This window comes from Ochrobactrum sp. AP1BH01-1 (genome assembly GCF_018066705.1).
Classification (GTDB): domain Bacteria; phylum Pseudomonadota; class Alphaproteobacteria; order Rhizobiales; family Rhizobiaceae; genus Brucella.
Map to the genome: position 1 here is coordinate 975,241 of NZ_JAGPOU010000002.1, position 22,669 is coordinate 997,909.

Below are 22,669 nucleotides of genomic sequence, written 5' to 3' on the forward strand. Positions count from 1 at the left end.
TTAAATGACGAGCAAACCCAATGCCCGTACCGGAGGCCAGATTTTGGTGGATGCGCTGCGCATCCACGGGGCCGACCGCGTCTTCTGCGTACCCGGCGAGAGCTATCTCGCGGCACTTGACGCCTTTCACGATGCGAGCGACGAGATTGACCTTATCGTCTGCCGTCAGGAAGGCGGCGCGGCCTATATGGCAGAAGCCTATGGCAAGCTGACCGGCAAGCCCGGCATCTGCTTCGTCACGCGCGGCCCGGGCGCGACAAACGCCTCCGTCGGCGTGCACACCGCTTTTCAGGACTCGACGTCGATGCTGCTTTTCATCGGTCAGGTCGCCAGCGATCAGGTCGAGCGCGAGGCGTTTCAGGAAATCGATTATCGCCGCATGTTCGGCCAGATGGCCAAATGGGTCGTCCAGATCGACGATGCCGCCCGCATACCGGAACTCGTCAGCCAGGCCTTTCACCGCGCCGTCAACGGACGTCCCGGCCCAGTCGTGATCGCACTGCCGGAAGACATGCTGACTTCCTATGCCGCCGTCAGCGACGCACCGGCCTATAAGCAGGTCCAGATGCATCCGGGCGCGGACCAGTTGCAGGACATGCAGGCGCTTCTTGCAAAGGCCGAACGGCCCCTCGTGATCGTCGGCGGTGGCGGCTGGAATGACGATGCCGTCAGCGACCTGCGCAAATTTGCCGAAAATATGCACCTGCCGGTAGCTGCTTCCTTCCGCTGCCAGGACATGTTCGACAACACTCACCCGCTTTATGCTGGCGAAATGGGCACCTCGATCAGCCCCAAGCTGGCGCAGCGCGTGCGCGATGCCGACCTGTTGATCGTGATCGGCGCGCGCCTCGGCGAAATGACGACGCAGGGCTATGAACTCGTCTCCATTCCGGTGCCGCAGCAAAAGCTCGTCCATATCCATCCGGGCGCTGAAGAGCTGGGCCGCGTCTATCATGCAGACGTTCCGATCAATGCTTCCATGCCCGCATTCTGTGCTGCAGCGGCCAAGCTTGCGCCGGTTGCCGATCCGCGCTGGAAGGCATGGACCGACAGCGCCAATGCCGATTACCGCGACAACATCAAGTCGCCGGTCATCCCCGGCGATGTGCAGATGGGCGAAGTGATGGAATGGCTGCGTGCGCATCTGCCAGCCGACGCCATCATCACCAATGGCGCGGGCAATTATTCCGCTTGGCCGCACCGCTTCTACCAGTACCGCACCTATCGCAGCCAGCTTGCGCCCACCAACGGCTCGATGGGTTATGGCGTACCGGCTGCGGTTGCCGCCAAGCTCACAGCACCCGAACGCACGGTGGTTGCCTTTGCGGGCGACGGCTGTTTCCTCATGAACGGGCAGGAACTGGCAACGGCGGCGCAATATGGGGCCAACGCCATTTTCGTCGTCGTGAACAACGGCATGTACGGCACGATCCGCATGCATCAGGAGCGCACCTATCCGGGCCGCGTTTCAGGCACCGGCCTTGCCAATCCCGACTTCGCGGCATTGGCGCGCGCCTATGGCCTGCATGGCGAATTGGTGGAAAAGACCGCTGATTTCGCACCAGCCTTCGAGGCTTGCGAAAAATCCGGCAAACCCGGCCTCATCGAACTCCGCATCGACCCCGAAGCGCTTTCACCGAAGATGAGCCTCAGTCAGATGCGCGAACAGGGGTTCGCGAAGCAGAAGTAAAAACAACAGAGCCCCGGTTTACCGGGGCTCTTTCGTAGAGATTTTGGAGGCGCTTACTTTACCGGCGGCGCGTACATCAGTCCGCCCTTGTTCCACAGTGCATTGAGGCCCCTATCGATCTTGAGCAAGCTGCCCTTGCCAATGGTGCGTTCAAACATTTCACCGTAATTGCCGATGGTGGAGACGACATTATAGGCCCATTTCGGCTCAAGGCCGAGCTGCTGGCCGCTATCGCCTTCCGACCCGAGGAAACGGCGCACGTCCGGCTTCTTGGAATTGAGGTCAGCTTCCGCCGAGGCCTGCGTAACGCCCAGTTCCTCCGCTTCAAGCAGCGCGAACAGGGTCCAGCGGACGATGTTGAACCATTTGTCGTCGCCCTGGCGCACGGCGGGACCAAGCGGCTCCTTGGAAATCACTTCCGGCAGAACGGTGAAGGCGTCAGGCTCGGCAAGCTTGAGACGCTGCGCATAAAGCGCCGACGCGTCGGTCGTGTAAACATCGCAGCGGCCGGTTTCAAACGCCTTCAGAATGCCGTCGGCGGAATCGATCACCACCGGCTCATATTTGATATTGTTGGCGCTGAAATAGTCGGCCGCGTTCTGTTCGGTGGTCGTGCCCTGTTCGGTGCAGACCGATGCGCCGTCGAGCTTGAGCGCGCTATCGACACCCAGATCCTTGCGGATCAGGAAGCCCTGCCCATCATAATAAGCCGTGCCGACGAAATGAATGCCCATGCCCGCATCGCGCGAGAGCGTCCAGGTGGTCTGGCGCGAAAGCAGGTCGACCGTGCCGGATTGCAACGCTGTGAAGCGCTCCTTGGTCGAAAGCGGAATGAAGCTCACCTTGTCGGGATCGCCGAAGACCGCCGCCGATACCGCACGGCAGAAATCGATGTCGAAACCGGTCCATTTGCCCTGATCGTCTGGCGACGAAAAGCCCGCAACGCCCTGACTGACGCCGCAATTGATCTTGCCGCGTTCCTTCACGGTCGAAAGCGTATCCGCCTGCGCTCCGCTTTGCGCTAACAGGGCAAATCCCGCCGCCAGCAACGAACTCAAAACCATCTTTTTCATTGTTCCTCCTCCCAGTGTTTCGGCAAAAGCCGATCCATTGCCCGGCAGCATGCCGCCGGGCTTGTTGTTATTTCGATCAAACACGAACTACTTCAGCGCAGCCGCGAAGCTATCCTCCAGCACGCTCAGGAGATGATCCGCATTGGCGCGGCTGAAGATCATCGGCGGACGCATCTTCAGCACATTGTCGAACGGACCTTCGGTTCCCATCAGGATGCCGCGTTCGCGCGCACCATCATTGATCTTCTTGGCCAGTGCGGTTGCCGGTTCCTTGGTCCTGCGGTCCATGACCAGTTCGATACCGAGGAACAGTCCCTGCCCGCGCACATCACCGATGATATCGAACCGCTCCTGCATCGAACGGAACCCGTCGATGAGATAATTGCCTATCTCCAGCGCGTTGCGGCGCAGGCCGTCGCGTTCGATCACATCCAGTACCGCCAGACCCGCCGCGCAGGAAACCGGATTGCCGCCAAACGTGTTGAAATATTCCATGCCATTGTTGAAGCTGTCGGCCACTTCGCGGGTGGTTACGACCGCCGACATCGGATGGCCGTTGCCGATTGGCTTGCCCATGGTGACGATATCCGGCACCACATCCTGCATTTCAAACGCCCACCAATGGCTGCCGACACGGCCGAAGCCAACCTGCACTTCGTCGGCGATGCAGACGCCGCCAGCCGCCCGCACCATCGCATAGACTTCACGCAGATAGCCTTCCGGCAGGAAGACCTGACCGGCCACGCTCGGGATCGACTCGGCGATGAAATAAGCCGGGCCGCGTTCAAGTTTCTTGATGGCCTCGATCTGTTCGGCCACGCTTTCGGCAAAGCGCTTGCCATGTTCCGCCAGCGGCCAGTTTTCCGGTGCGCGATAGCTGTCCGGAATGGTGGCCTCAAACACATGCTCCGGACGTCCCTTGCCGCCCTTGCGCTTGTATTTATAGGGGCTGAGATCGATCAGCTCCTGCGTTGTACCGTGATAAGCCCAGTCAAGCACCAGCGCATCGCGCTGGCGCGAATGCGCGCGCGCCATGCGCAGCGCCAGACTGTTCGCTTCGCTGCCCGAACAGGCAAACGACGCCACGGTCAAACCTTCGGGCAAAGTCGCCGTCAGGCGCTCGGCATAGGAAACGATATTGTCATGCAGATAACGCGTATTGGTGTTGAGGATCGCCGCCTGCTTCGCAATCGCTTCCACCACTTCCGGATGCGCATGGCCGAGATGGCAGACATTGTTGAAGCAATCGAGATAGGCACGGCCCCGATTGTCGATCAGCCATGCGCCCTCGCCGCGCACGAACTTGATCGGCTCGGAATAGGAGATGGAGAGGTTGGGCAGCAGAATATCCTTGCGCGCGCTGACGATTTCCGCGCGCGTGCGCCCGCTCTGGTGGAAGGCTTCCGCCGGAATATCGGCAAGGGCTGCCGCATCCGGGAAGAGATCAGCCCAGACGTCGAGATAGGCGTTCTCGCCGACACCCAGAATTTCCGCTGCCGTAAGGCCGGTATCGGTCGAAATCTGGAAATGGAGATGCGGCGTCCAGCCACCATTCTCATGTATATCGCCCATATAGCCGACCAGTTCGCCAGCGGCGAGCTTCTGGCCGGGTTTCAGGCGTGACATCGCCTCATGCGCCATATGGCCCCAGAGCGTGATGAAGGGCGGGCAGTCTTCCGGTCGGTGTTCCAGCGCGATCAGACCACCATAACCGAGAGGCGCGGTCTCGATCTCGACGCTTTTCACAATGGCTGCAAGCGGCGTGTAGACGGGCGTGCCTGCCGGCATGAACAGGTCGAGACCCAGATGGTGGACACGCCGCTCGCCTTCGACAAAGCGCGAACGGAACGCTTCATCGGTATAGACGGTGCGCCTTTCGCCCCATGGGCCGATGCCGAGTTCGATACGGTTGCGGGCGCAGAATTCGTCCCACCAGGCCGTTGCTTCCTTCGGGCGCTGTTCGGCGGAATCAACCGTCATCACATGGGCCGGGTCGCCATAAGGCACCAGCGCCTTGGTCAGCGTTGCCGGATGCGGACGCACCACGGGCGCGAAATCCTTGCGCTTCGCGGCGATCCAGCGGCGTACCGCACCAGCTCCGTCGACGGCATCAAAACCGCAAGCCTTGCGCAGGATCGCGGTGGCAAAGCGCGGGTTCATGGCATCAAGCTTGTGCAGAAGCCGCCATGCAGGCGCTTCGCTGATCGCAAGATAGGGATTGTCCTCGGTCTTTTCACGGCGCGAGGCCGACAGCGTCACGCTTGTCACCAGACGCATCGCAATCAGGTCGAACAGGAGGTCGATCTCTTGCGGCAGAAGCGGATATTTCGCATGGAAACCGGCGGCAAGGGCAGCGGCTGCACCGATCGGGTCGTCCATATCCAGAATGGAATAGGCGCAGGCAATCGCCACTTCGGCGATCAGCACCGTATGGACGGAATCGCCAAAATCGATCAGTCCGGCAATGCGTTCATTGTCCTCACTGTCGACCAGCACATTCCAGTCATTGGCATCATTGTGGATCACCTGCGCGCGCAGCAATGGCAGTTTCGGCGCCACATCGCGCTCGAAACGGGCAAGGAAGCGCTCGAGGACAGCGCGGTCTTCCGCCTTGCCGATAAAATGCAGCCGGTCGCGCGCCCGGCCTGCATGACGCAGGTCCCAGTCGAAATCGCGAAGCGCACCCGGATGGATGAAGCCCTGCAAGGCGCGATCTAGCTCGCCGAGCGCTGCGCCAAGATTGTGCATGAGCGTTTTGGTGCGCGGGACTTCAGCAAGCGGCGTGCCGGGAAGCCAGCTTGCCACCCGCAGCGCATGCGGCTCGCCGCCATCCTTTTCGGCAGAAGCCAGCACCTCCCCCGTCAGGCTTGATTTCAGGCGCGGCACGGCGAGCGCCGGATCGGCCATGGCCAGATGCTGCAGCAGCGCCGTCTGGAATTCGCTTTCCACACGCGGTTCGCTGGCATTGACGATCTTCAATATCCAGTCCGCTGACCCGTTGCCCGTTTTCAGACGGAAATTGCGGTCGCGCTCGCTGTCGAGCGGCGAAGCGCTCGCCGTCACGCCGAAATGAAGCTGGGCCAGCACTTCGGCCTCTTGCGGCGAGAAATCGGGAGCGGGATGCGAAATATCGGTCATTGGAGGCGCTTCACGGGTTGAATATGAATGGGAGGCAACAGGAGCAGCTTGGCATGTCCGCGATTTTCAGGCATCAGACAAGGCGTCGGTCAGACCGGCACTTTGCCGGAATGGACCGGCACATTTACGGCGGGGCGGAGGAACGGCACATGCGGGAACTGGATGCGAAGGACCGTGAGATACTCGCCATTCTCTCCAAGGAAGCGCGCATACCGCTCAAGACGCTGGCGGGCCGTATCGGGCTTTCGCGCAGCGCAACCGGCGAGCGCGTCGCCAATCTCGAAAAAAGTGGCGTCATCCGCGGCTATCGCGCAGATATCGGCCAGATCGACAGCAACATCATCCGCGCAATAATCCTCGTCAGCCTCAAGCGCACACCGGCGCTCGGTCTCCTTGACGAACTGGCGCGCCATGCGGAAGTGCGCCGGGTCTCCTCGGTGAGCGGCCAGCTGGATTTGATCGTGGAGGTTGAAGTTCCTTCCATCGACCGTCTCAACCGGCTGCGCGATCTCATGGCCACTCACGAAACCGTAGAGGATCTCACTACGGCAATCGTTCTTCGCCGTGATATCGAGCGTGAAACCGGCTGAATCGCCCCTCTACAACTTTAGTATGGATAGTTGCAATTTAAGGTAGACATTCCACCGCAAGTCGAACATAACGCCTCCGGGTTGAAAGGGAGGGGTCATGAAAACACTTAATCTGTTCATAATCGGGTTCGGTTTCACCGCACTGGTCATCACATGCATTGTCGCCATCGGCGGCGGCACGATCTGAACGACAATTTCACTGTATCATGCCCGCAGCAGGGGCTCCCCAAGGAAGATTGCTGAAGACTCGCGCACAGCGCGGATCATGAAATCGCTCAGCACACGGATTCGCGGAGCGGCGACCACATCGATGTGACAGCTCATCCAGTACTCGCGCACCAGATGCATTTCGCGCGGCAGCACCGGCACCAGTTCCGGATGGCGGCTGGCGATGAAATAAGGCAGCACGCAAAGGCCATATCCGATCTGGGTCGCGATCAGCTGCGCATGGATGCTGGAGCTTTGATAGGTACAGCGCTGCCCCGGCAGGATTTCCCGCATGTAATCGAGGCCCGGCGTAAAGACCATGTCGTCGATATAGCCGATGAACGGGTGCCGGGCCATGTCCTCGCGTGTCCTGATCGGCGGATGCCGCTCCAGATAATCGCGATGGCCGTAGATGAACAAGCGATACGGCGTCAGTTTCTCGCTGTGATAGGGGCCGGTGCGCGGCATATGCAGCGTGATCGACAGTTCCGCCTCGCGGCGCGACAGCGACATGATCTGCTGGATCGTCACCACTTCCACGAACAGGCTTGGATAGGATTGCGCCAGCACCGGCAGGCGGTCGGCGAGAAAGAAATTGCCGAAGCCTTCCAGCGTCGAAAGCCGCACGACGCCCGACAGCGCCGCCAGATTGCCGGTGGCCTCGGTCTGGAATTTCATTGCTTCGCGCTCCATCGCTTCCGCCGCTTCCACCAGCCTCTCGCCGATGGGTGTCAGCAGATAACCGCGCGGATTGCGCTCGAACAATTTGGTCGAAAGCGACTGTTCCAGCCGGTCGATGCGGCGCAGCACCGTCACATGGCTGGTGCGCAATTGCCGCGCCGCCGTGGAGAGCTGCCCGGTGCGTGCAACCGCCAGAAAATATTGCAGATCGTCCCATGTAAACTGCCGCATGCACCCTCCCAAACAGTTGCAGTGGACTGCGCCACACTGTCTGTACATTTTTGAACAGACAGTGTTCAAAAATTGTTGTTCTTGTACGCATTTGTCAATGCTACCGTTTCAACCAAGGCCCGGACGGAGGAACAAGCCGGGTAAAAAGCAAGGGCGGACGGCAAAGAGGATAAGCCGCTTCCCCTGTCTGAAAGGACTGCTTGAAGGAGGATGATGCCATGCGGTTTTTCCGCAATGGCTCAAGGTGTTATTGGGAGGAGCACTTCATGAAATGTCTCGCACTTGCAACGGCAGCGCTTTTCGCCGCCACGGCCATCTCGTCGGCGGCGGAAATTTCCGACGGCAAGGTCAAGATCGGTATTCTGAACGACCAGTCCGGCGTCTATGCCGATTTCGGCGGCAAATGGTCGTTCGAAGCGGCCAAGATGGCTGCCGAGGATTTCGGCGGCAAGGTGCTCGATGCGCCGATTGAGATCATCACCGCCGACCACCAGAACAAGCCGGACGTCGCCTCGAACATTGCCCGTCAGTGGTACGACACCGAACAGGTCGATTCCATCATGGAACTGACGACCTCGTCGGTCGGCCTTGCGGTGCAGGCGCTGTCGAAAGACAAGAAAAAGATCACCATCAACACCGGCGCGGCAACGTCCGAACTGACCGGCAAGCAGTGCACGCCTTATGGTTTCCATTGGGCCTATGACACCCATGCGCTGGCGGTCGGCACCGGCGGCTCGCTCGTGCAGCAGGGCGGCGACACCTGGTACTTCCTTACCGCCGACTATGCCTTCGGCTATTCGCTGGAAGAACAGACAACCAAATTCGTCGAATCCAAGGGCGGCAAGGTTCTCGGCTCGGTTCGCCATCCATTGAGCACCACCGACTATTCTTCCTTCCTGCTGCAGGCACAGGCTTCTGGCGCGAAGGTGGTGGGCCTTGCCAATGCCGGTCTCGATACGTCCAACGCCATCAAGCAGGCTGCGGAATTCGGCATCGTTGCTGGCGGACAACGCCTTGCAGCCCTGCTCTTCACGCTCGCCGAAGTGCACGGACTTGGGCTTGAGGCAGCACAGGGGCTGACGCTGACGGAAGGCTTCTACTGGGACCGCGACGATGAATCGCGTGAATTCGGCAAGCGCTTCTTCGAGCGCACGGGCCGCATGCCGAACATGATTCAGGCTGGCACCTATTCCGCCGTGACCCAATATCTGAAGGCGATCAAGGAAGCAGGCACCGACGAAACCGAGGCCGTTGCCAAGAAGCTGCATGAAATGCCGGTCGAAGACGTCTTCGCCCGCCACGGCAAGGTCGGTCCCAACGGACGCATGATCTATGACATGTATCTGATGGAAGTGAAAAAGCCTGATGAAAGCAAGGCGCCTTGGGATTACTATAAGGTTCTTGCCACCATCCCCGGCGATCAGGCCTACATGAAGCCGGAAGAAAGCGGCTGCCCGCTTGTGACGCAGTAAAAGAGGCTGGTTGAATGAACGCAGCAACTGGCGATATGACGGCCCTGCACGAGGCAGGGCCGCACGATGGCGGCTCATCCGGCAGGACCGTTCTGTCGGCACGCGGACTGGGCAAGACCTTTGGCGGCTTTCACGCGGTCAGGAACGTCGATCTCGATGTGGAGCATGCTCGGGTCCACGCGCTGATCGGTCCGAATGGCGCGGGCAAGACGACCGTGTTCAACCTCCTGACCAAATTCCTGCAGCCGTCGAGCGGCGAGATCACGCTTCTGGGCGAAACCATCACCAGAGCCGATCCGGCCAGGGTGGCGCGGATGGGGCTGGTGCGCTCGTTCCAGATTTCGGCAACATTTCCGCATCTGACGGTGCTGGAAAACGTCAAGGTCGCGCTGCAACGCCCCAACGGGCTTGCCACGCAGTTCTGGCGGCCGCTATCGGCACTCAATCGACTGGACGCAAGAGCCGTCGAGCTTCTGGACCGTGTCGGCCTTGCCGATGCGCGCCATGCGCTGGCTGCCGATCTCTCCTATGGCCGCAAGCGCGCGCTTGAGATCGCGACCACGCTGGCGCTTGATCCCAAGGTGCTGCTGCTCGATGAGCCGATGGCCGGCATGGGCCACGAAGACGTCCACACCATTGCCGCCCTCATCGCCGACGTCGCGAAGGACCGCGCCGTTTTGATGGTGGAACACAATCTCAAGGTGGTGGCCGACATCGCCCACCACGTCACGGTGCTGCAACGCGGCGAGATTCTCGCCTCCGGCAATTATGCCACCGTCTCGCAGGACGAGCGCGTGCGCACCGCCTATATGGGAACCGAACATGAATAGAGGCCAACCGCTCCTGTCCGTGCGCGGGCTCAATGCCTGGTATGGCGAAAGCCATGCCCTGCACGGCGTCGACCTCGATATCTGGCCCGGCGAGACGATCACGCTTCTGGGCCGCAACGGCGTCGGCAAGACGACGACGCTGCGCGCCATCATGGGCATCATCCGCAAGCGCACCGGCACCATCACGCTCGACGGCAAGGACATCATGCGCGTGCCCTTGCACCGCATCGCCCATGCGGGTCTCGGCTTCGTGCCGGAAGAACGCGGCATCTTCGCCAGCCTGAGCGTGCATGAGAACCTGCTTTTGCCGCCGGTCGTCGCCAAGGACGGCCAGAGCGTCATGTCGCTCGATGAGATCTACGAACTCTTTCCCAACCTGCATGAACGCCGCAACAGCCCCGGCACCAAGCTTTCGGGCGGCGAGCAGCAGATGCTGGCCATAGCGCGCATCCTGCGCACCGGCGTCAAGGTGCTGCTTCTCGACGAGCCGACCGAGGGGCTTGCGCCCGTCATCGTGCAGCGCATCGGCGATGTACTGGTGGAACTGAAGAAACGCGGCATGACCGTGCTTCTGGTCGAGCAGAACTTCCGCTTTGCCGCCAAGGTCGCCGACCGCTTCTACCTCATGGATCATGGCGTGGTGACGGAAAACTTCCCGACCGCCGAACTGCCCGCCCGCATGGCGGCGCTCACGCACGCGCTGGGGGTCTGACAGGATGACAATGATTTTTGGAATACCTTTGCAGGCGCTTCTCGGGCAATTGCTGGTCGGCCTCATCAACGGCTCGTTCTATGCCATGCTGAGCCTTGGCCTTGCCATCATCTTCGGGCTTCTGCGCATCATCAACTTCGCCCATGGCGCGCAATATATGCTGGGCGCCTTTGTCGGTTATCTGCTGTTGAGCTGGCTCGGCATCGGCTATTGGCCCGCGCTGATCCTCGCCCCGCTCATCGTCGGGCTGGGCGGGGCCATTATCGAGCGCGTGGCGCTGTCGCGGCTTTATAATCTCGATCCGCTCTATGGCCTGCTCTTCACCTTCGGCCTTGCGCTCGTGATCGAAGGCACCTTCCGTTATTATTACGGAGCGGCGGGCCAACCGTATGCGGTGCCGCCGTCGCTTGCGGGCGGGCATAATCTGGGCTTCATGTTCCTGCCGAACTATCGCGCCTGGGTCGTCGTCGCCTCGCTCATCGTCTGCCTTGGCACATGGCTTCTGATCGAAAAGACCAAGCTTGGCGCTTACTTGCGCGCCGCGACGGAAAACCCGACGCTGGTCAAGGCTTTCGGCATCAATGTGCCGCTGCTTCTCACCTTCACCTATGCGCTCGGTGCCGCCCTTGCCGGTCTTGCCGGCATCATGGCCGCGCCGATCTATCAGGTCAGCCCGCTGATGGGCTCCAACATCATCATCGTGGTCTTTGCCGTGGTGGTGGTCGGCGGCATGGGATCGATCCTCGGCGCCATCATCACCGGCTATGTGCTGGGGCTGGCGGAAGGCCTCACCAAGGTCTTCTATCCCGAAGCCTCCAGCATCGTCATCTTCGTCATCATGGCTATCGTTCTTCTGGTGCGCCCCGCCGGACTGTTCGGGAAGGAGGCCTGACATGGCTGATACCGCTCTTAAGGCAACTGCAGCCCCGCGCGACAGCAAGGCGCCTGCCGTCAACAGCCTCTCCGCCGTCATCCTCGGCATTGCCCTTGTCGGGCTTTTGGCTGCCCCCTTCATGGTCTACCCGATCTTCCTGATGAAGATGCTGTGCTTCGCGTTGTTCGCCTCGGCCTTCAATCTTCTTCTGGGCTATACGGGTATTCTCTCCTTCGGCCATGCCGCCTTTTTCGGCGGGGCGGCCTATATCACCGCCCACACGGTGAAAGAATGGGGCGTCACGCCGGAAGTCGGCCTGATCCTCGGCATTCTCGCTGCCGCAGCGCTTGGTCTGGTCATCGGCTATCTCGCCATTCGCCGTCAGGGCATCTATTCGACGATGATCACGCTGGCGCTGGCGCAGATGTTCTTCTTCTTCTGCCTGCAAGCCTCCTTCACCCATGGCGAGGACGGGTTGCAGGGCGTGCCGCGCGGCTATCTCTTCGGCCTCATCGACCTCAACCAGCCGATGAACATGTATTACTTCGTGCTGGCCGTGTTCGTGCTCGGCATCTTCATCATCTGGCGCATCATCAACTCGCCCTTCGGCATGATCCTAAAATCGGTGCGCGAGAATGAAAACCGTGCGATCTCGCTTGGCTATTCGGTCAACCGCTACAAGCTCGCAGCCTTCGTCATGTCGGCAGCGCTTGCCGGTCTTGCAGGCGGGCTGAAGGCGCTTGTCTTCCAGTTTGCAACGCTGACCGATGTCGGCTGGCAGATGTCGGGCGAAGTGATCCTGATGACGCTTCTGGGCGGTATTGGCACGCTCATCGGTCCCATCGTCGGCGCCGCCTTCGTCGTCGCCTTGCAGAACTATCTCGCGACATCCGACTTCCCCGTGACGATCGTCACCGGTGTCATCTTCATGGCATGCGTTCTCCTCTTCCGAAAAGGCATTATCGGCGAGTTCTACGCATCGAAGATCGGAAAGAAGCTTTTCGGATAACCGACACTGCGGGGCCGCCCGCGCATCCGGCGGCTTCGTTCTTTTACTGGATATGAGATCATGACCGACACCTACGATTACATCGTGGTTGGCGCGGGCACGGCAGGTTGCGCCCTCGCGAACCGGCTTTCCGCAGACCCGAACCGTTCCGTGCTGCTGCTGGAGGCGGGCGGAAAGGACAATTACGCCTGGATTCACATCCCCGTCGGCTATCTCTATTGCATCGGCAATCCGCGCACGGACTGGTGCTTCACCACCGAGGCCGAACCGGGGCTGAACGGCCGTTCGCTCGGCTATCCGCGCGGCAAGGTGCTGGGCGGCTGTTCCTCCATCAATGGCATGATCTATATGCGTGGTCAGGCCCGCGACTACGACCTGTGGCGTCAGACGGGTTGCGAAGGCTGGGGCTGGGACGACGTTCTGCCGCTCTTCAAGAAATCGGAAGACTATTTTGCCGGTGCCAGCGATCTACATGGCGTGGGCGGCGAATGGCGTGTCGAAAGCGCGCGCCTGCATTGGGATATTCTCGATGCGTTCCGCGACGCCGCAGTCGCAGCCGGCATCCCTTCGGTTGATGATTTCAATCGCGGCGACAATGAAGGCGTCTCCTATTTCAAGGTCAACCAGAAGCGCGGCATTCGCTGGAACACCGCCAAGGCCTTTCTGCGCCCGGCACTGGATCGCAAGAACCTGACGGTCGAAACCGGCGCACATGTCCGCCGCATCGAAATCGAGGAATTGCGCGCCACCGGCGTCACCTTCGACCAGAACGGCACGACCCGCACGGTGAAGGCAAGACGCGAGGTCATTCTCGCTGCCGGCGCGGTCGGCTCGCCGCAGATCCTCGAATTGTCGGGCATCGGGCGCGGCGAGGTGCTGCAGCAGGCGGGCATTCCGCTCAAACTGGAGCGAAAGCAGCTCGGCGAAAACCTGCAGGATCACCTGCAATTGCGCTGCGCCTACAAGGTCACCGGCATCCCGACGCTGAACGAGAAGGCAAGCAAGCTGGTTGGCAAGGCCATGATCGGGCTTGAATATTTCCTGCGCCGCTCTGGCCCCATGTCCATGGCGCCAAGCCAGCTCGGTGTATTCACCCGCTCCGACCCGTCCTACGAGACCGCCAATCTGCAATATCATGTGCAGCCGCTAAGCCTCGAAAAGTTCGGCGAAGCCGTGCACCCCTTCCCCGCCTTCACCGCAAGCGTGTGCAATCTGCGTCCGGACAGCCGCGGTTCGATCCACATCAAGTCGGCGGATCACCGCGCACAACCGGCGATCAGGCCGAATTATCTCGCCACCGAGAGCGACCGCCGCGTCGCCGCCGACGCTATCCGCCTCACCCGCCATATCGTGGCGCAGGCGCCCTTGCAGAAATATCGCCCGGAAGAATTCAAGCCCGGCCCCGCGTACGAAACGCAGGAACAGCTTGAAAAGGCGGCAGGCGATATCGGCACGACGATCTTCCATCCGGTCGGCACCTGCCGCATGGGTCAGGATGCTGAGGCAATCGTCGATCCGCGCCTGCGCTTCAACGGCATTAAGGGCCTGCGTGTTGCCGACGCCTCGATCATGCCGACCATCACGTCCGGCAATACCAATTCCCCCACTCTCATGATCGCCGAAAAGGCCGCACAGATGATTATTGCGGATAATCGATAGAACCAGATTCCTGTGAAGACAGTGAGCGGAAATGGCAATCCGCTCACCGTCTCGTGAACGCAATTTCGGCATCATTGCTTCGGCAAATTCTGAAATAATTTTTCTTGTTTCTTGCCCGGCAAAAGGGAATTATCGGCAACAAGGTGGGCAGGGGGAGAAAGATCATCTCAAAAGATCGTTTTCCGGGACCGGCTCTCCAAAGTCTTTGAACAAGGAAAACAAAATGTCGTCAGTCCTTTCCCGCTATACGCTGACCCGCCGCGCCGGTCTGAAAGCCCTTCTCTTCACCGCAGCCGCACTGACCGTCGGCTTCGCGTCGGCCCCGAGCCACGCGGAAGACAAGACCATCAAGGTCGGCATCATGGGCGGTGAAGACGAAGACGTCTGGAAAGTCGTCGCCGAAGAAGGCAAGAAGCACGGCCTCAACATCGAGCGCGTGACCTTCAACGATTACAACCAGCCTAACGAAGCCCTGGAACGCAAGGAAATCGACGCCAACGCCTTCCAGCACAAGCCTTATCTCGATGAGCAGATCAAGCAGCACGGCTACAAGATTTCCGTTGCCGGATATACCGCCGTCTGGCCGATCGGCATCTATTCGCGCAAGCACAAGAGCCTTGACGAGTTGAAGGAAGGCGCTGTCGTCGGCGTGCCGAACGATCCGTCGAACGAAGGCCGCGCGCTCCGCGTTCTGGAAGAAAAGGGTCTCATCAAGCTGAAGCCGGATGCAGGCATCCTGGCGACCCCGATCGATATCGTTGAAAACCCGAAGAAGCTTGAGATCAAGGAACTCGACGCCGGTGTCGTCGGCCGTTCCATCGACGACCTCGACGCAGCCATCGTGAACAACGACTGGGCCGCAAAGGCCGGCCTCAAGAAGGAAGAGGCCATCGGCTGGGAATCGAAGGAAAACAACCCATACAACAACTTCATCGCGGTCCGCACCGAAGATGAGAACGCCGAATGGGTGAAGAACCTCGTGGCTTCGTTCCAGAACGACGCCGTGAAGGCCGAACTCGACCGCGCCTACAAGGGCACCGGCATTCCGGCCTGGAACTAATCGCCTGAGAGTTCAAAAATCCGCGCCGGGACCGTTTCCGGCGCGGCTTTTGTTGACGCGCGGGCAAAAATTGCCCTAAAGCATCGCCACGGCAAAAGCTGACGGCTTGAGCCAGGCATCATCCTTCCTTGAAGCCTTATCCGATTGCAGTTTGCCGCTGTTTACAGCGGCCTATCCAGACATAGAAGAAACGCCCGTGACCATTGAAAAGCCACCCGCCGCATCAGCGCCCATCGTCGAGATGAAAGACGTGCGCCGAATGTTCGGTGAAACGGCGGCCATCAACGGCGTTTCACTTTCCGTCGCGCGTGGCGAAATCCTCGGCATCATCGGCCGCAGCGGCGCGGGCAAGTCCACGCTGATCCGCTGCGTCAACGGCCTTGAAAAGCCGGATACCGGTTCGATCCTGATCGAAGGCCGCGAAATCACCGGCCTTGGCGAAGATGCGCTGCGCCCGGTGCGCCGCCGCATCGGCATGGTGTTCCAGCATTTCAACCTGCTTTCCGCCAAGACGGTTGCCGAAAACATCGCTCTGCCGCTGAAGATTGCGGGCAAGCCGAACGCCGAACGCGCTAGGCGTGTGGCCGAACTTCTGGAACTGGTCGGCCTTTCCGACAAGGCAACGCATTATCCGGCCCAGCTTTCCGGCGGCCAGAAGCAGCGCGTAGGCATTGCGCGCGCCCTTGCCGCCGAACCAGCCGTGCTGCTATCTGACGAAGCGACATCCGCTCTCGATCCCGAAACCACGCAGTCCATTCTGGCGCTGTTAAAAGACATCAACACCAAGCTTGGCCTTACCATCCTGCTCATCACGCACGAGATGGAGGTTATCCGCCGCATCGCCGACCGCGTCATCGTGCTCGACCACGGCACCATCGCCGAAGAAGGCCCGGTCTGGAAAGTCTTCGCCAATCCCCAATCGCCCGTCACGCAGAGCATGTTGCAGGTGCTGACGCCGGAACTGCCCGCCATCTGGCGCGACCGGCTGCAAAAATCCGGCGATCTCGCCGTGCTGAAAGTCAAACTGTCGGGCGCGGCGGCAAAAGGCGCGTTCTTCAACGACGTTTCCGCTGCGACCGGCGCTGCGCCGCAGCTGATCCATGGCGGCATGGATACGATTCAGGGCGAGCCGGTCGGCACGCTGTTCATCGGCCTGCCCGCACAGGACAAGACCAAATTCGAAGCCGCCATCACCTATCTCAACACCCATGCAGACGCCACGGAGGTTCTCGGCTATGTCTCAGGCAATGCTTGATCTTCTCTGGCGCTCCTTCTGGGAGACGATCATCATGACCGGCTTTTCGAGCCTGATTTCGCTCGTCGTCGGTCTGCCGCTCGCGCTCATCATGATCCTGACGGAACGTGGCGGCCTCGCCCAGAACCTGACGCTGAACACGATCCTCGGCGCAATCATCAACGGCTTCCGCTCGGTCCCGTTCATCATTCTGCTGGTGGCGCTCATTCCCGTCACGCGCTTCATCGTCGGCACGTCCATCGGCACTTGGGCCTCCATCGTGCCATTGTCCATCGCGGCAATCCCCTATTACGCCCGCATTGCGGAAGTATCGCTGCGTGAAGTGGACCACGGCCTCATTGAAGCCGCGCGCTCCATGGGCGCAAATCGCTGGACCATCGTGCGCGAAGTGCTGGTGCCCGAAGCCCTGCCGGGCATTGTCGCGGGCTTCACAGTCACGATCATCACGCTTGTCGGCGCATCGGCGATGGCCGGCGCCATCGGCGCGGGCGGTCTTGGCGACCTTGCCATCCGCTACGGCTATCAGCGCTTCGAGACGCAGATCATGATCGCGGTCGTGATCATCCTTATCATCATGGTTTGCGCCATCCAGTGGATCGGCGACCGGCTGGTGAACAGACTCGACAAGCGCAACCTGCGGGCCTGAGAACATTCAGCGCTGCCGGACCGCAATATTCATCCGTGCTCGAGCATTTCCAGCAAAACAGCTTCGCATTTTTGCCGGGAATGCTCTACCGCCAAGGCAGATCTTTCAGGCGGTCCGGCAGTTCCAACTGACCGCTTAGAAAAAAATACTTCATCAATATGAGGAGCGATATGAGCTTCTCGTTCCGTTTATCGAAGAATACGGAGCAATAATCGTTGGCATTACTGATTATTTCCTCCGCCGCAAACGGGTATTTATTATAGTATTCCATTTTTTCGGGTAGATCAGAGAAATCATCGTTCAGCAGAACGAAATGAAACCCCGGTACAAGCCAACCCTCCATAAACCATGTCTCGTAGATGCATTTCGGCATCATGCACAGGGATTTACTGGCCATGATCCATTTCAGGTTTGTCGCAACATCTATTCCTTCGACGGACACGATATAGCGATATTGAAGCTGCTCCCTCAGCGACAACCAGGGCTTGATATATTTTTCCGGAAGATTGCCGTTTACGAAGCCGATATCGCACGAGGGATGATCGTGGAAGCCCTCAACGAGCTGCCGTCTTTTGACATTGTTATCCCTTCCCCGCCACACGGCGCTCGGCAGTTTGGCGCGAAAATCCAGCCGGTCCTTTATGGTATAATAATGCCGAAACTTATCCAGATTCAGGATAACAGAATTCGAATTATCGCCGTTGATGGGCCTGCTCTTCACAATAGCCGGTACTGACGGAATATCCGTAACATCGCCAAAAATATAGGAAAGTCCCACCCCCCTCGCAAAATACCGAAAGTATTCCTTCAGATCGTAGTAATACATACTGCCAAATTTATCTATCCCGCTCAAAGAAACCGGATTAGATAAAACGAATCTTGAGCTTAATTTATTATAATAATTTACCCGATCAAAGCTAAGGTTTATTTCCTCCATCGAGAAGGAATTTATAGCCGAATTAAAATTACAATGGAATATACGTGGAGTAAAACTATCTAAAGCAACTCCACAAACATAATATTGCAACCTGCGGAAAAGTCGCATAGTAAATCCAAATAAATATATCAATATCAAAATACGTATAAATTATTCTCAAAGATTGTGTATTAATTAAGGCGTTATTTTCTATTTTCGCGACCTGTAATTTTTATATTTACCTGCAATATATTGCCGCCAACTTGATGGAAATGACTGAAAATACTACACGCCCGCCAAGCCCGGCACAGGGGCTGCGCCGCCATTACTAGTGCGCATCCCGAAAAGTGCGAAGCGGTTTTCGGAACAAGATGCGCGGAAAAACAAATGAATAGAGCGGTTCCGGCGACTCCGTTTCAAGCGGAGCCGCTCTGGATGCAATGACCGTTGGAATGATAGCGCCCAGACGCTGCGACGACGAGAACCGCCGCTTTTCCGGCCTCAGCGCCTGCGCTCGCGGAAACCCGCTTCGAGCGTGTTTCCGTCGGGGTCGAAGACCAGCGCCGCGTAATAGCCCATCTCTTCCGGACCCTGATAGGCGGGGGCCCCGCTATCCCGGCCGCCTGCCTTGAGTGCTGCCTGATGGAACGCCTCCACCGCCTCGCGGCTTCCGGCGGTAAACATCAGGTGCAGGCGGTCGCCGGGCTTGTCCTCCCCGTCCCCAACTCCATCGGCGCTGCCGTGGATCCACAGAAACGGAACCGGCGCCCTCTCCCCGCCGCTGACAAAGAAGCCGCTGCCTGAACGGGCAATGACCTCCAGTCCAAGTTCGGGCATGCAGCTTTCGTAGAAAGAAAGGCTGCTATTGACGTTACGGGCTTTGAAACCGATGTGATCGAAGAGCGACATGTCATCGAATATATCGCGGCCAGTTATAAAGAAAAGCGGCGCTCTCCAATTTGGAAAGCGCCGCTATCAATCTTCGGTACGCAGGTATACGGAAGGTTATCCGCGCGTCCGTGCCAACCCATCTTTCGCAGGCTGGTATTTCGGGTCAAGCTGCACGGCGCGTGAATAGGAATTCGCAGCCTTGGCCTTGTCACCATTGTGCTCATAGACCAGCGCCTGATTGGCCCAGCTTTCCGCCACGTTCTGATCGAGCGTGATGGCGGTGTTGAAATCGTCGAAGGCGTTGTCATAGTCGCCCAGCGCCACATAGGAAATGCCGCGGCCGTTATAGGGCTCCGGCGCCGTGGAATTGAGCGAGATTGCCTTGGAGAAATCCTCGATAGCCTGCTTGTGCTGGCCCTTCGCCTGATAGATCAGGCCGCGATTGTGATAGGCACGACCGTCCGTCGTCTGCAGGGAAATGGCCTGATTGAAGTCGCTGAGCGCCTGATCGAGACGCCCGGCCTGACGATAGACATTACCGCGGCCGATATAGGCGGCGTCATATTGCGGATTGAGCTGGATCGCCTTGCTGTAATCCTGCACTGCCTTGTTGTTGTCGCCCATATAGCGATAGACCAGCGCACGGTTGGAATAGGCCTGATAGAAGCTCGGATTAAGCGCAATCGCCTGATCGAAATCGCGCACCGCCTCCTTGTAACGCCCGGCCTTGCCATAGGCGGAACCGCGCACATTATAGCCTTCGGGATCGCGCGGATTGCTCTGGATGACGCTCGTCAGGGAGCTGATATTCTCGCTCGACCCTTGCGCCTTGTCCACCGTGCTCAGCGCTGTAGTGGTGCTCTGGCAACCCGCAAGCGTCAGGGCCACAAGTGCGGCGGCAAGGACAAAGCCGCTTCGCCTCGTTCCGCCCAATGCCTCAATTCCCGAAACATTCATTTCAGACGATTGCATCATCTTCAAGCGTGTGGGCAACGACTGCATTCCTTTCAGCTCGCATAGGGACGCCAAGACCCTTCTGCTTCTTCTCCATCCCGTGCCAGCCCGTTTTCAAGGGCTTGCTCATTCCGGACTAATTTGCCTGTTACGGTACTATACTGGCCTCAACCAGCAGATAAAAACAGCAAAAAGGCGACATTCTCTTAAGCTTGTTTTATCTCTGGATGGCGCGCCGGACAGGCGGATATCCCAATTATTTGTTTTTACACATAATGAGGCACGAGAAGTCCAGAAACTTTTCGTAACGCAGCATTAAAAATCGCAGCCGGATAAACGAAATATGTCTGCCATGGCCATATGGACCCTTCGTTTCACCGGAAACGAACACGCAAACCTGACGTCAAAACATGCAAAATCCGGCGCAGGCGGAAGCCGGCACCGGAAAGCAGAAAAGGCGCTGCTCGACAGCGCCTGATTTCAAAGTCGATCAGCGAGCGCCTGGACGGCCGCCGACGAGGCCTTCACGCTGAGCGCGCTTGCGGGCCAGCTTGCGGGCGCGACGAACGGCTTCTGCCTTTTCGCGGGCGCGCTTTTCGGACGGCTTTTCATAGTGGCCGCGCATCTTCATTTCGCGGAAGATACCTTCGCGCTGCATCTTTTTCTTGAGAGCGCGGAGAGCCTGATCAACATTATTATCGCGGACGAGTACCTGCACGTGTATTCCCGTATCGGTTAGAATTTCGGTTAAGCCTGAGGCCGTTAGGGGGTCTTTTAACGATTTCAGCCGGTCTGACCGGCCGATCAACGCCCAAAGGCTCCCAAGCTTCGCAACGGATACGCTGCAAATTGGTCGTGGCTATTACCAGAAAGAGCCCAGCCTGTCCATATCAAGATGCAACTTTGCCCACCGGCTTGCGCGAAATACCGGCTTGCGCACGATTTACTATGGCCGGAACCGCGCGAATAGGCTAAGCCGCACGCGTTTCCCGCATAAATCGGCCCCAATGGCTACGCATAGCATTTTGCCACCAAACCGATAATAGCTCCTCTTATATTATCCGATTCTCCCTATGCCCCTCCGCAAACGACTCGTCATCCAGTTCACAGGCTATGAAGGCCTGCATCCCAAGGCCGTCCGCGTGCGCCATGCGCAGGCATTGAAGGATTTCGACCGCCTGTGGAACGCCAAGACCAGGCTGCCGCCCATGGTGGAAGAGCCTGACGATTGCGGCACAACCACGGCTGTCACCACGGGCAATGGCTGGCAGACGGAAACCGAGTTCTGCCAGTTCGGCACTGCGGATATTTTCGATGATTATGCCGCGCGCTCGACGCCAAGGCGCATGCTGACCGGCTTTCACGCCTTCATGAACATCCTCTTTACCGGAACGTTGTGGCGCTATCTGACGACAAGCTGGCGTTTCGTCCTGTTTTTCCTGTGGCCCTTCCTGCTGTCACTGGCGATTCTGGCCATCGCCGTCCTGCTCGCCTCCGCACCCGTCGCAACAGGCTTTTCGGCCCTGCATCTTCTCTGGTCGGTTCCGCTTGCCGCCTTTGTGGCCACGCTGCTCGTTCGCAAGCCCGGCGACCGGTTTTTCATGTCCTATCTGCTCGACGACTGGTCGGCGGCCTATGATCGCATTCATGGCCGCAATGAGAAGCTGAACCAGCGGCGCAAGGCTTTTGCCAAGGCGCTGAAGCGGAAAATCGAAGAAAGCCAGGCCGATGAAGTGATCGTCGTTGCGCATAGCCTCGGCACGGTTCCGGCCGTGGAAGCGCTCGCCGACCTGCAGCGCGAGCGTCCCGATCTGTTAAAAAAACAGCCGGTTTCGCTGCTTGCCATCGGCTCATGCCTGATGATGATAGCGCTGCACCCCAAGGCAAAGTCACTGCGCGAGGATGTGCGCGTGGTGATCGAGGAAAGCCCCGTCCTCTGGTCGGAATTCCAGGTGCTGACCGACATCATCCACTTCTACGGCTCAGACCCGGCAAAGGTCCTCAAGCTGAAGACAGCCAATCCGCCGCTCATCAACCGCATCCGCTTCAAGCATGTGCACAGCGAAAACCGCTACAAGCGCTCGAAAGGCAATTTCTTCCTGATGCATCTGCTTTACATGCGCGGGGCCGAGAAGAAGAATTTTTATGATTTCGGCATGTTCCTGCACGGCCCGTTCTTCTTCCGCGAGCTGATGACGGAGCACAAAGGAAAAGCCGTCCCTCTCGATGAAGAAGGACGGCTTCCGGATCAGTATCGCCAGGCAGCTTAATTAGCCGGCGGCTCCACGACGGCAATGGTGAGCCAGGTGGCCGTCAGCGCAGGCTTCAGCGAGTTTTCGATTTCAAGCGTCACATCATAGTGATTGACCACGCGGCCCGACGGACGGATATCCGCATCCGCCAGCTTGAAACGGGCGCGCACGCGGGAGCCTGTCTTGACAGGCGACAGGAAGCGCAGCTTGTCGAAGCCGTAATTGATGCCCATCGTGGCACCTTCCAGCATCGGCAGCGCTTCATAGGCCAGCGTCGAAAGCAGAGACAGCGTCAGGAAGCCATGCGCAATAGTGCCGCCGAACGGCGTTTCCTTGGCGGCGCGTTCCGGGTCGACATGGATGAACTGATGATCGTCGGTCGCATCCGCGAACTGGTTGATCATTTCCTGCGTGACTTCGCGCCACTCGGAACATCCGATTTCCGTGCCGATTGCTTCGCGCAACTGGTCGAGCGTGATTGCGTCTTTCATTCGCTGGCTATCCTGCTGATGTGATTTGCCTTGTGTCT

Annotated in this window: 20 protein-coding genes; 12 read left to right on the forward strand and 8 right to left on the reverse strand. The window is 59.0% G+C overall.

What is annotated here, in order from left to right; translation table 11 throughout:
* The first annotated feature begins 4 nt into the window (after window positions 1–4).
* Window positions 5–1,690 carry a thiamine pyrophosphate-binding protein gene (locus J9800_RS10065; RefSeq protein ID WP_114216214.1) on the forward strand — a complete coding sequence of 562 codons (1,686 nt, stop codon included), beginning with the start codon at window positions 5–7 and terminating at the stop codon, window positions 1,688–1,690.
* Window positions 1,691–1,743: 53 nt separating this feature from the next.
* Here the strand turns inward: J9800_RS10065 and J9800_RS10070 are convergent, their stop codons facing one another.
* Both J9800_RS10070 and J9800_RS10075 read right to left on the reverse strand, forming a co-directional pair.
* Window positions 1,744–2,763 carry an amino acid ABC transporter substrate-binding protein gene (locus J9800_RS10070; RefSeq protein ID WP_114216379.1) on the reverse strand — a complete coding sequence of 340 codons (1,020 nt, stop codon included), beginning with the start codon at window positions 2,761–2,763 and terminating at the stop codon, window positions 1,744–1,746.
* 87 nt (window positions 2,764–2,850) lie between these two features.
* On the reverse strand, window positions 2,851–5,901 hold the full coding sequence (locus tag J9800_RS10075) for an aminotransferase class III-fold pyridoxal phosphate-dependent enzyme (protein ID WP_114216213.1): 3,051 nt from the start codon (window positions 5,899–5,901) through the stop codon (window positions 2,851–2,853).
* A 149-nt stretch (window positions 5,902–6,050) separates the two neighbouring features.
* On the opposite strand from J9800_RS10075, the gene J9800_RS10080 reads away from it, so the two are divergent.
* Window positions 6,051–6,491 carry an Lrp/AsnC family transcriptional regulator gene (locus tag J9800_RS10080; protein ID WP_114216212.1) on the forward strand — a complete coding sequence of 147 codons (441 nt, stop codon included), beginning with the start codon at window positions 6,051–6,053 and terminating at the stop codon, window positions 6,489–6,491.
* A 204-nt stretch (window positions 6,492–6,695) separates the two neighbouring features.
* Here the strand turns inward: J9800_RS10080 and J9800_RS10085 are convergent, their stop codons facing one another.
* Window positions 6,696–7,610: a LysR family transcriptional regulator gene (locus J9800_RS10085; protein ID WP_112585967.1), complete on the reverse strand. Its 915-nt coding sequence runs from the start codon at window positions 7,608–7,610 to the stop codon at window positions 6,696–6,698.
* A gap of 266 nt (window positions 7,611–7,876) precedes the next feature.
* Here J9800_RS10085 and J9800_RS10090 point away from each other — a divergent pair, with 266 nt between their 5' ends.
* The 9 genes from J9800_RS10090 to J9800_RS10130 all read left to right on the forward strand — a co-directional run bounded on the left by J9800_RS10090 (window position 7,877) and on the right by J9800_RS10130 (window position 17,127).
* Entirely contained in the window at window positions 7,877–9,082 is a 1,206-nt protein-coding gene (locus tag J9800_RS10090; RefSeq protein WP_112585542.1) for an ABC transporter substrate-binding protein, read from the forward strand.
* A 14-nt stretch (window positions 9,083–9,096) separates the two neighbouring features.
* On the forward strand, window positions 9,097–9,912 hold the full coding sequence (locus J9800_RS10095) for an ABC transporter ATP-binding protein (protein WP_114216211.1): 816 nt from the start codon (window positions 9,097–9,099) through the stop codon (window positions 9,910–9,912).
* Window positions 9,905–10,624 (forward strand): ABC transporter ATP-binding protein, encoded by a 720-nt coding sequence (locus tag J9800_RS10100; RefSeq protein ID WP_114216210.1) that lies wholly within the window; start codon window positions 9,905–9,907, stop codon window positions 10,622–10,624. Before J9800_RS10095 ends, J9800_RS10100 begins: the two co-directional genes overlap by 8 nt.
* A 4-nt stretch (window positions 10,625–10,628) precedes the next feature.
* Window positions 10,629–11,516 (forward strand): branched-chain amino acid ABC transporter permease, encoded by an 888-nt coding sequence (locus J9800_RS10105; RefSeq protein ID WP_114216209.1) that lies wholly within the window; start codon window positions 10,629–10,631, stop codon window positions 11,514–11,516.
* 1 nt (window position 11,517) lies between these two features.
* Window positions 11,518–12,507, forward strand: a complete 990-nt coding sequence (locus J9800_RS10110) for a branched-chain amino acid ABC transporter permease (protein ID WP_114216208.1) — start codon at window positions 11,518–11,520, stop codon at window positions 12,505–12,507.
* A gap of 60 nt (window positions 12,508–12,567) precedes the next feature.
* The gene (locus J9800_RS10115; RefSeq protein WP_114216207.1) at window positions 12,568–14,166 is read left to right on the forward strand and encodes a GMC family oxidoreductase; all 1,599 of its coding nucleotides are present in this window, start codon (window positions 12,568–12,570) and stop codon (window positions 14,164–14,166) included.
* Window positions 14,167–14,389: 223 nt separating this feature from the next.
* Complete coding sequence (locus tag J9800_RS10120; protein ID WP_112585530.1) at window positions 14,390–15,226, forward strand: MetQ/NlpA family ABC transporter substrate-binding protein; 837 nt, start codon at window positions 14,390–14,392, stop codon at window positions 15,224–15,226.
* A gap of 196 nt (window positions 15,227–15,422) precedes the next feature.
* The gene (locus J9800_RS10125) at window positions 15,423–16,481 is read left to right on the forward strand and encodes a methionine ABC transporter ATP-binding protein (RefSeq protein ID WP_114216378.1); all 1,059 of its coding nucleotides are present in this window, start codon (window positions 15,423–15,425) and stop codon (window positions 16,479–16,481) included.
* Window positions 16,462–17,127, forward strand: a complete 666-nt coding sequence (locus J9800_RS10130; protein ID WP_114216206.1) for a methionine ABC transporter permease — start codon at window positions 16,462–16,464, stop codon at window positions 17,125–17,127. Before J9800_RS10125 ends, J9800_RS10130 begins: the two co-directional genes overlap by 20 nt.
* A gap of 85 nt (window positions 17,128–17,212) precedes the next feature.
* On the opposite strand, the gene J9800_RS10135 is transcribed toward J9800_RS10130, so the two are convergent.
* The 4 genes from J9800_RS10135 to rpsU form a co-directional block, all read right to left on the reverse strand.
* Window positions 17,213–17,953: a glycosyl transferase family 90 gene (locus J9800_RS10135; RefSeq protein WP_162792665.1), complete on the reverse strand. Its 741-nt coding sequence runs from the start codon at window positions 17,951–17,953 to the stop codon at window positions 17,213–17,215.
* Between the two features lie 591 nt (window positions 17,954–18,544).
* Window positions 18,545–18,952, reverse strand: coding sequence for a VOC family protein (locus J9800_RS10140; protein ID WP_114216204.1), 408 nt, complete (start codon window positions 18,950–18,952; stop codon window positions 18,545–18,547).
* Window positions 18,953–19,048: 96 nt separating this feature from the next.
* A complete protein-coding gene (locus J9800_RS10145) occupies window positions 19,049–19,936 on the reverse strand; it encodes a tetratricopeptide repeat protein (protein WP_112585520.1) in 888 nt (295 codons plus the stop codon).
* Window positions 19,937–20,378: 442 nt separating this feature from the next.
* Complete coding sequence (gene rpsU / locus J9800_RS10150; protein WP_007008828.1) at window positions 20,379–20,606, reverse strand: 30S ribosomal protein S21; 228 nt, start codon at window positions 20,604–20,606, stop codon at window positions 20,379–20,381.
* 355 nt (window positions 20,607–20,961) lie between these two features.
* Between rpsU and J9800_RS10155 the strand changes: the two genes are divergently transcribed.
* Window positions 20,962–22,158, forward strand: a complete 1,197-nt coding sequence (locus tag J9800_RS10155) for an alpha/beta hydrolase (RefSeq protein ID WP_210845701.1) — start codon at window positions 20,962–20,964, stop codon at window positions 22,156–22,158.
* Here the strand turns inward: J9800_RS10155 and J9800_RS10160 are convergent.
* The gene (locus J9800_RS10160) at window positions 22,155–22,631 is read right to left on the reverse strand and encodes a MaoC family dehydratase (RefSeq protein WP_112585516.1); all 477 of its coding nucleotides are present in this window, start codon (window positions 22,629–22,631) and stop codon (window positions 22,155–22,157) included. The genes J9800_RS10155 and J9800_RS10160 overlap by 4 nt on opposite strands.
* Window positions 22,632–22,669: the final 38 nt, after the last annotated feature.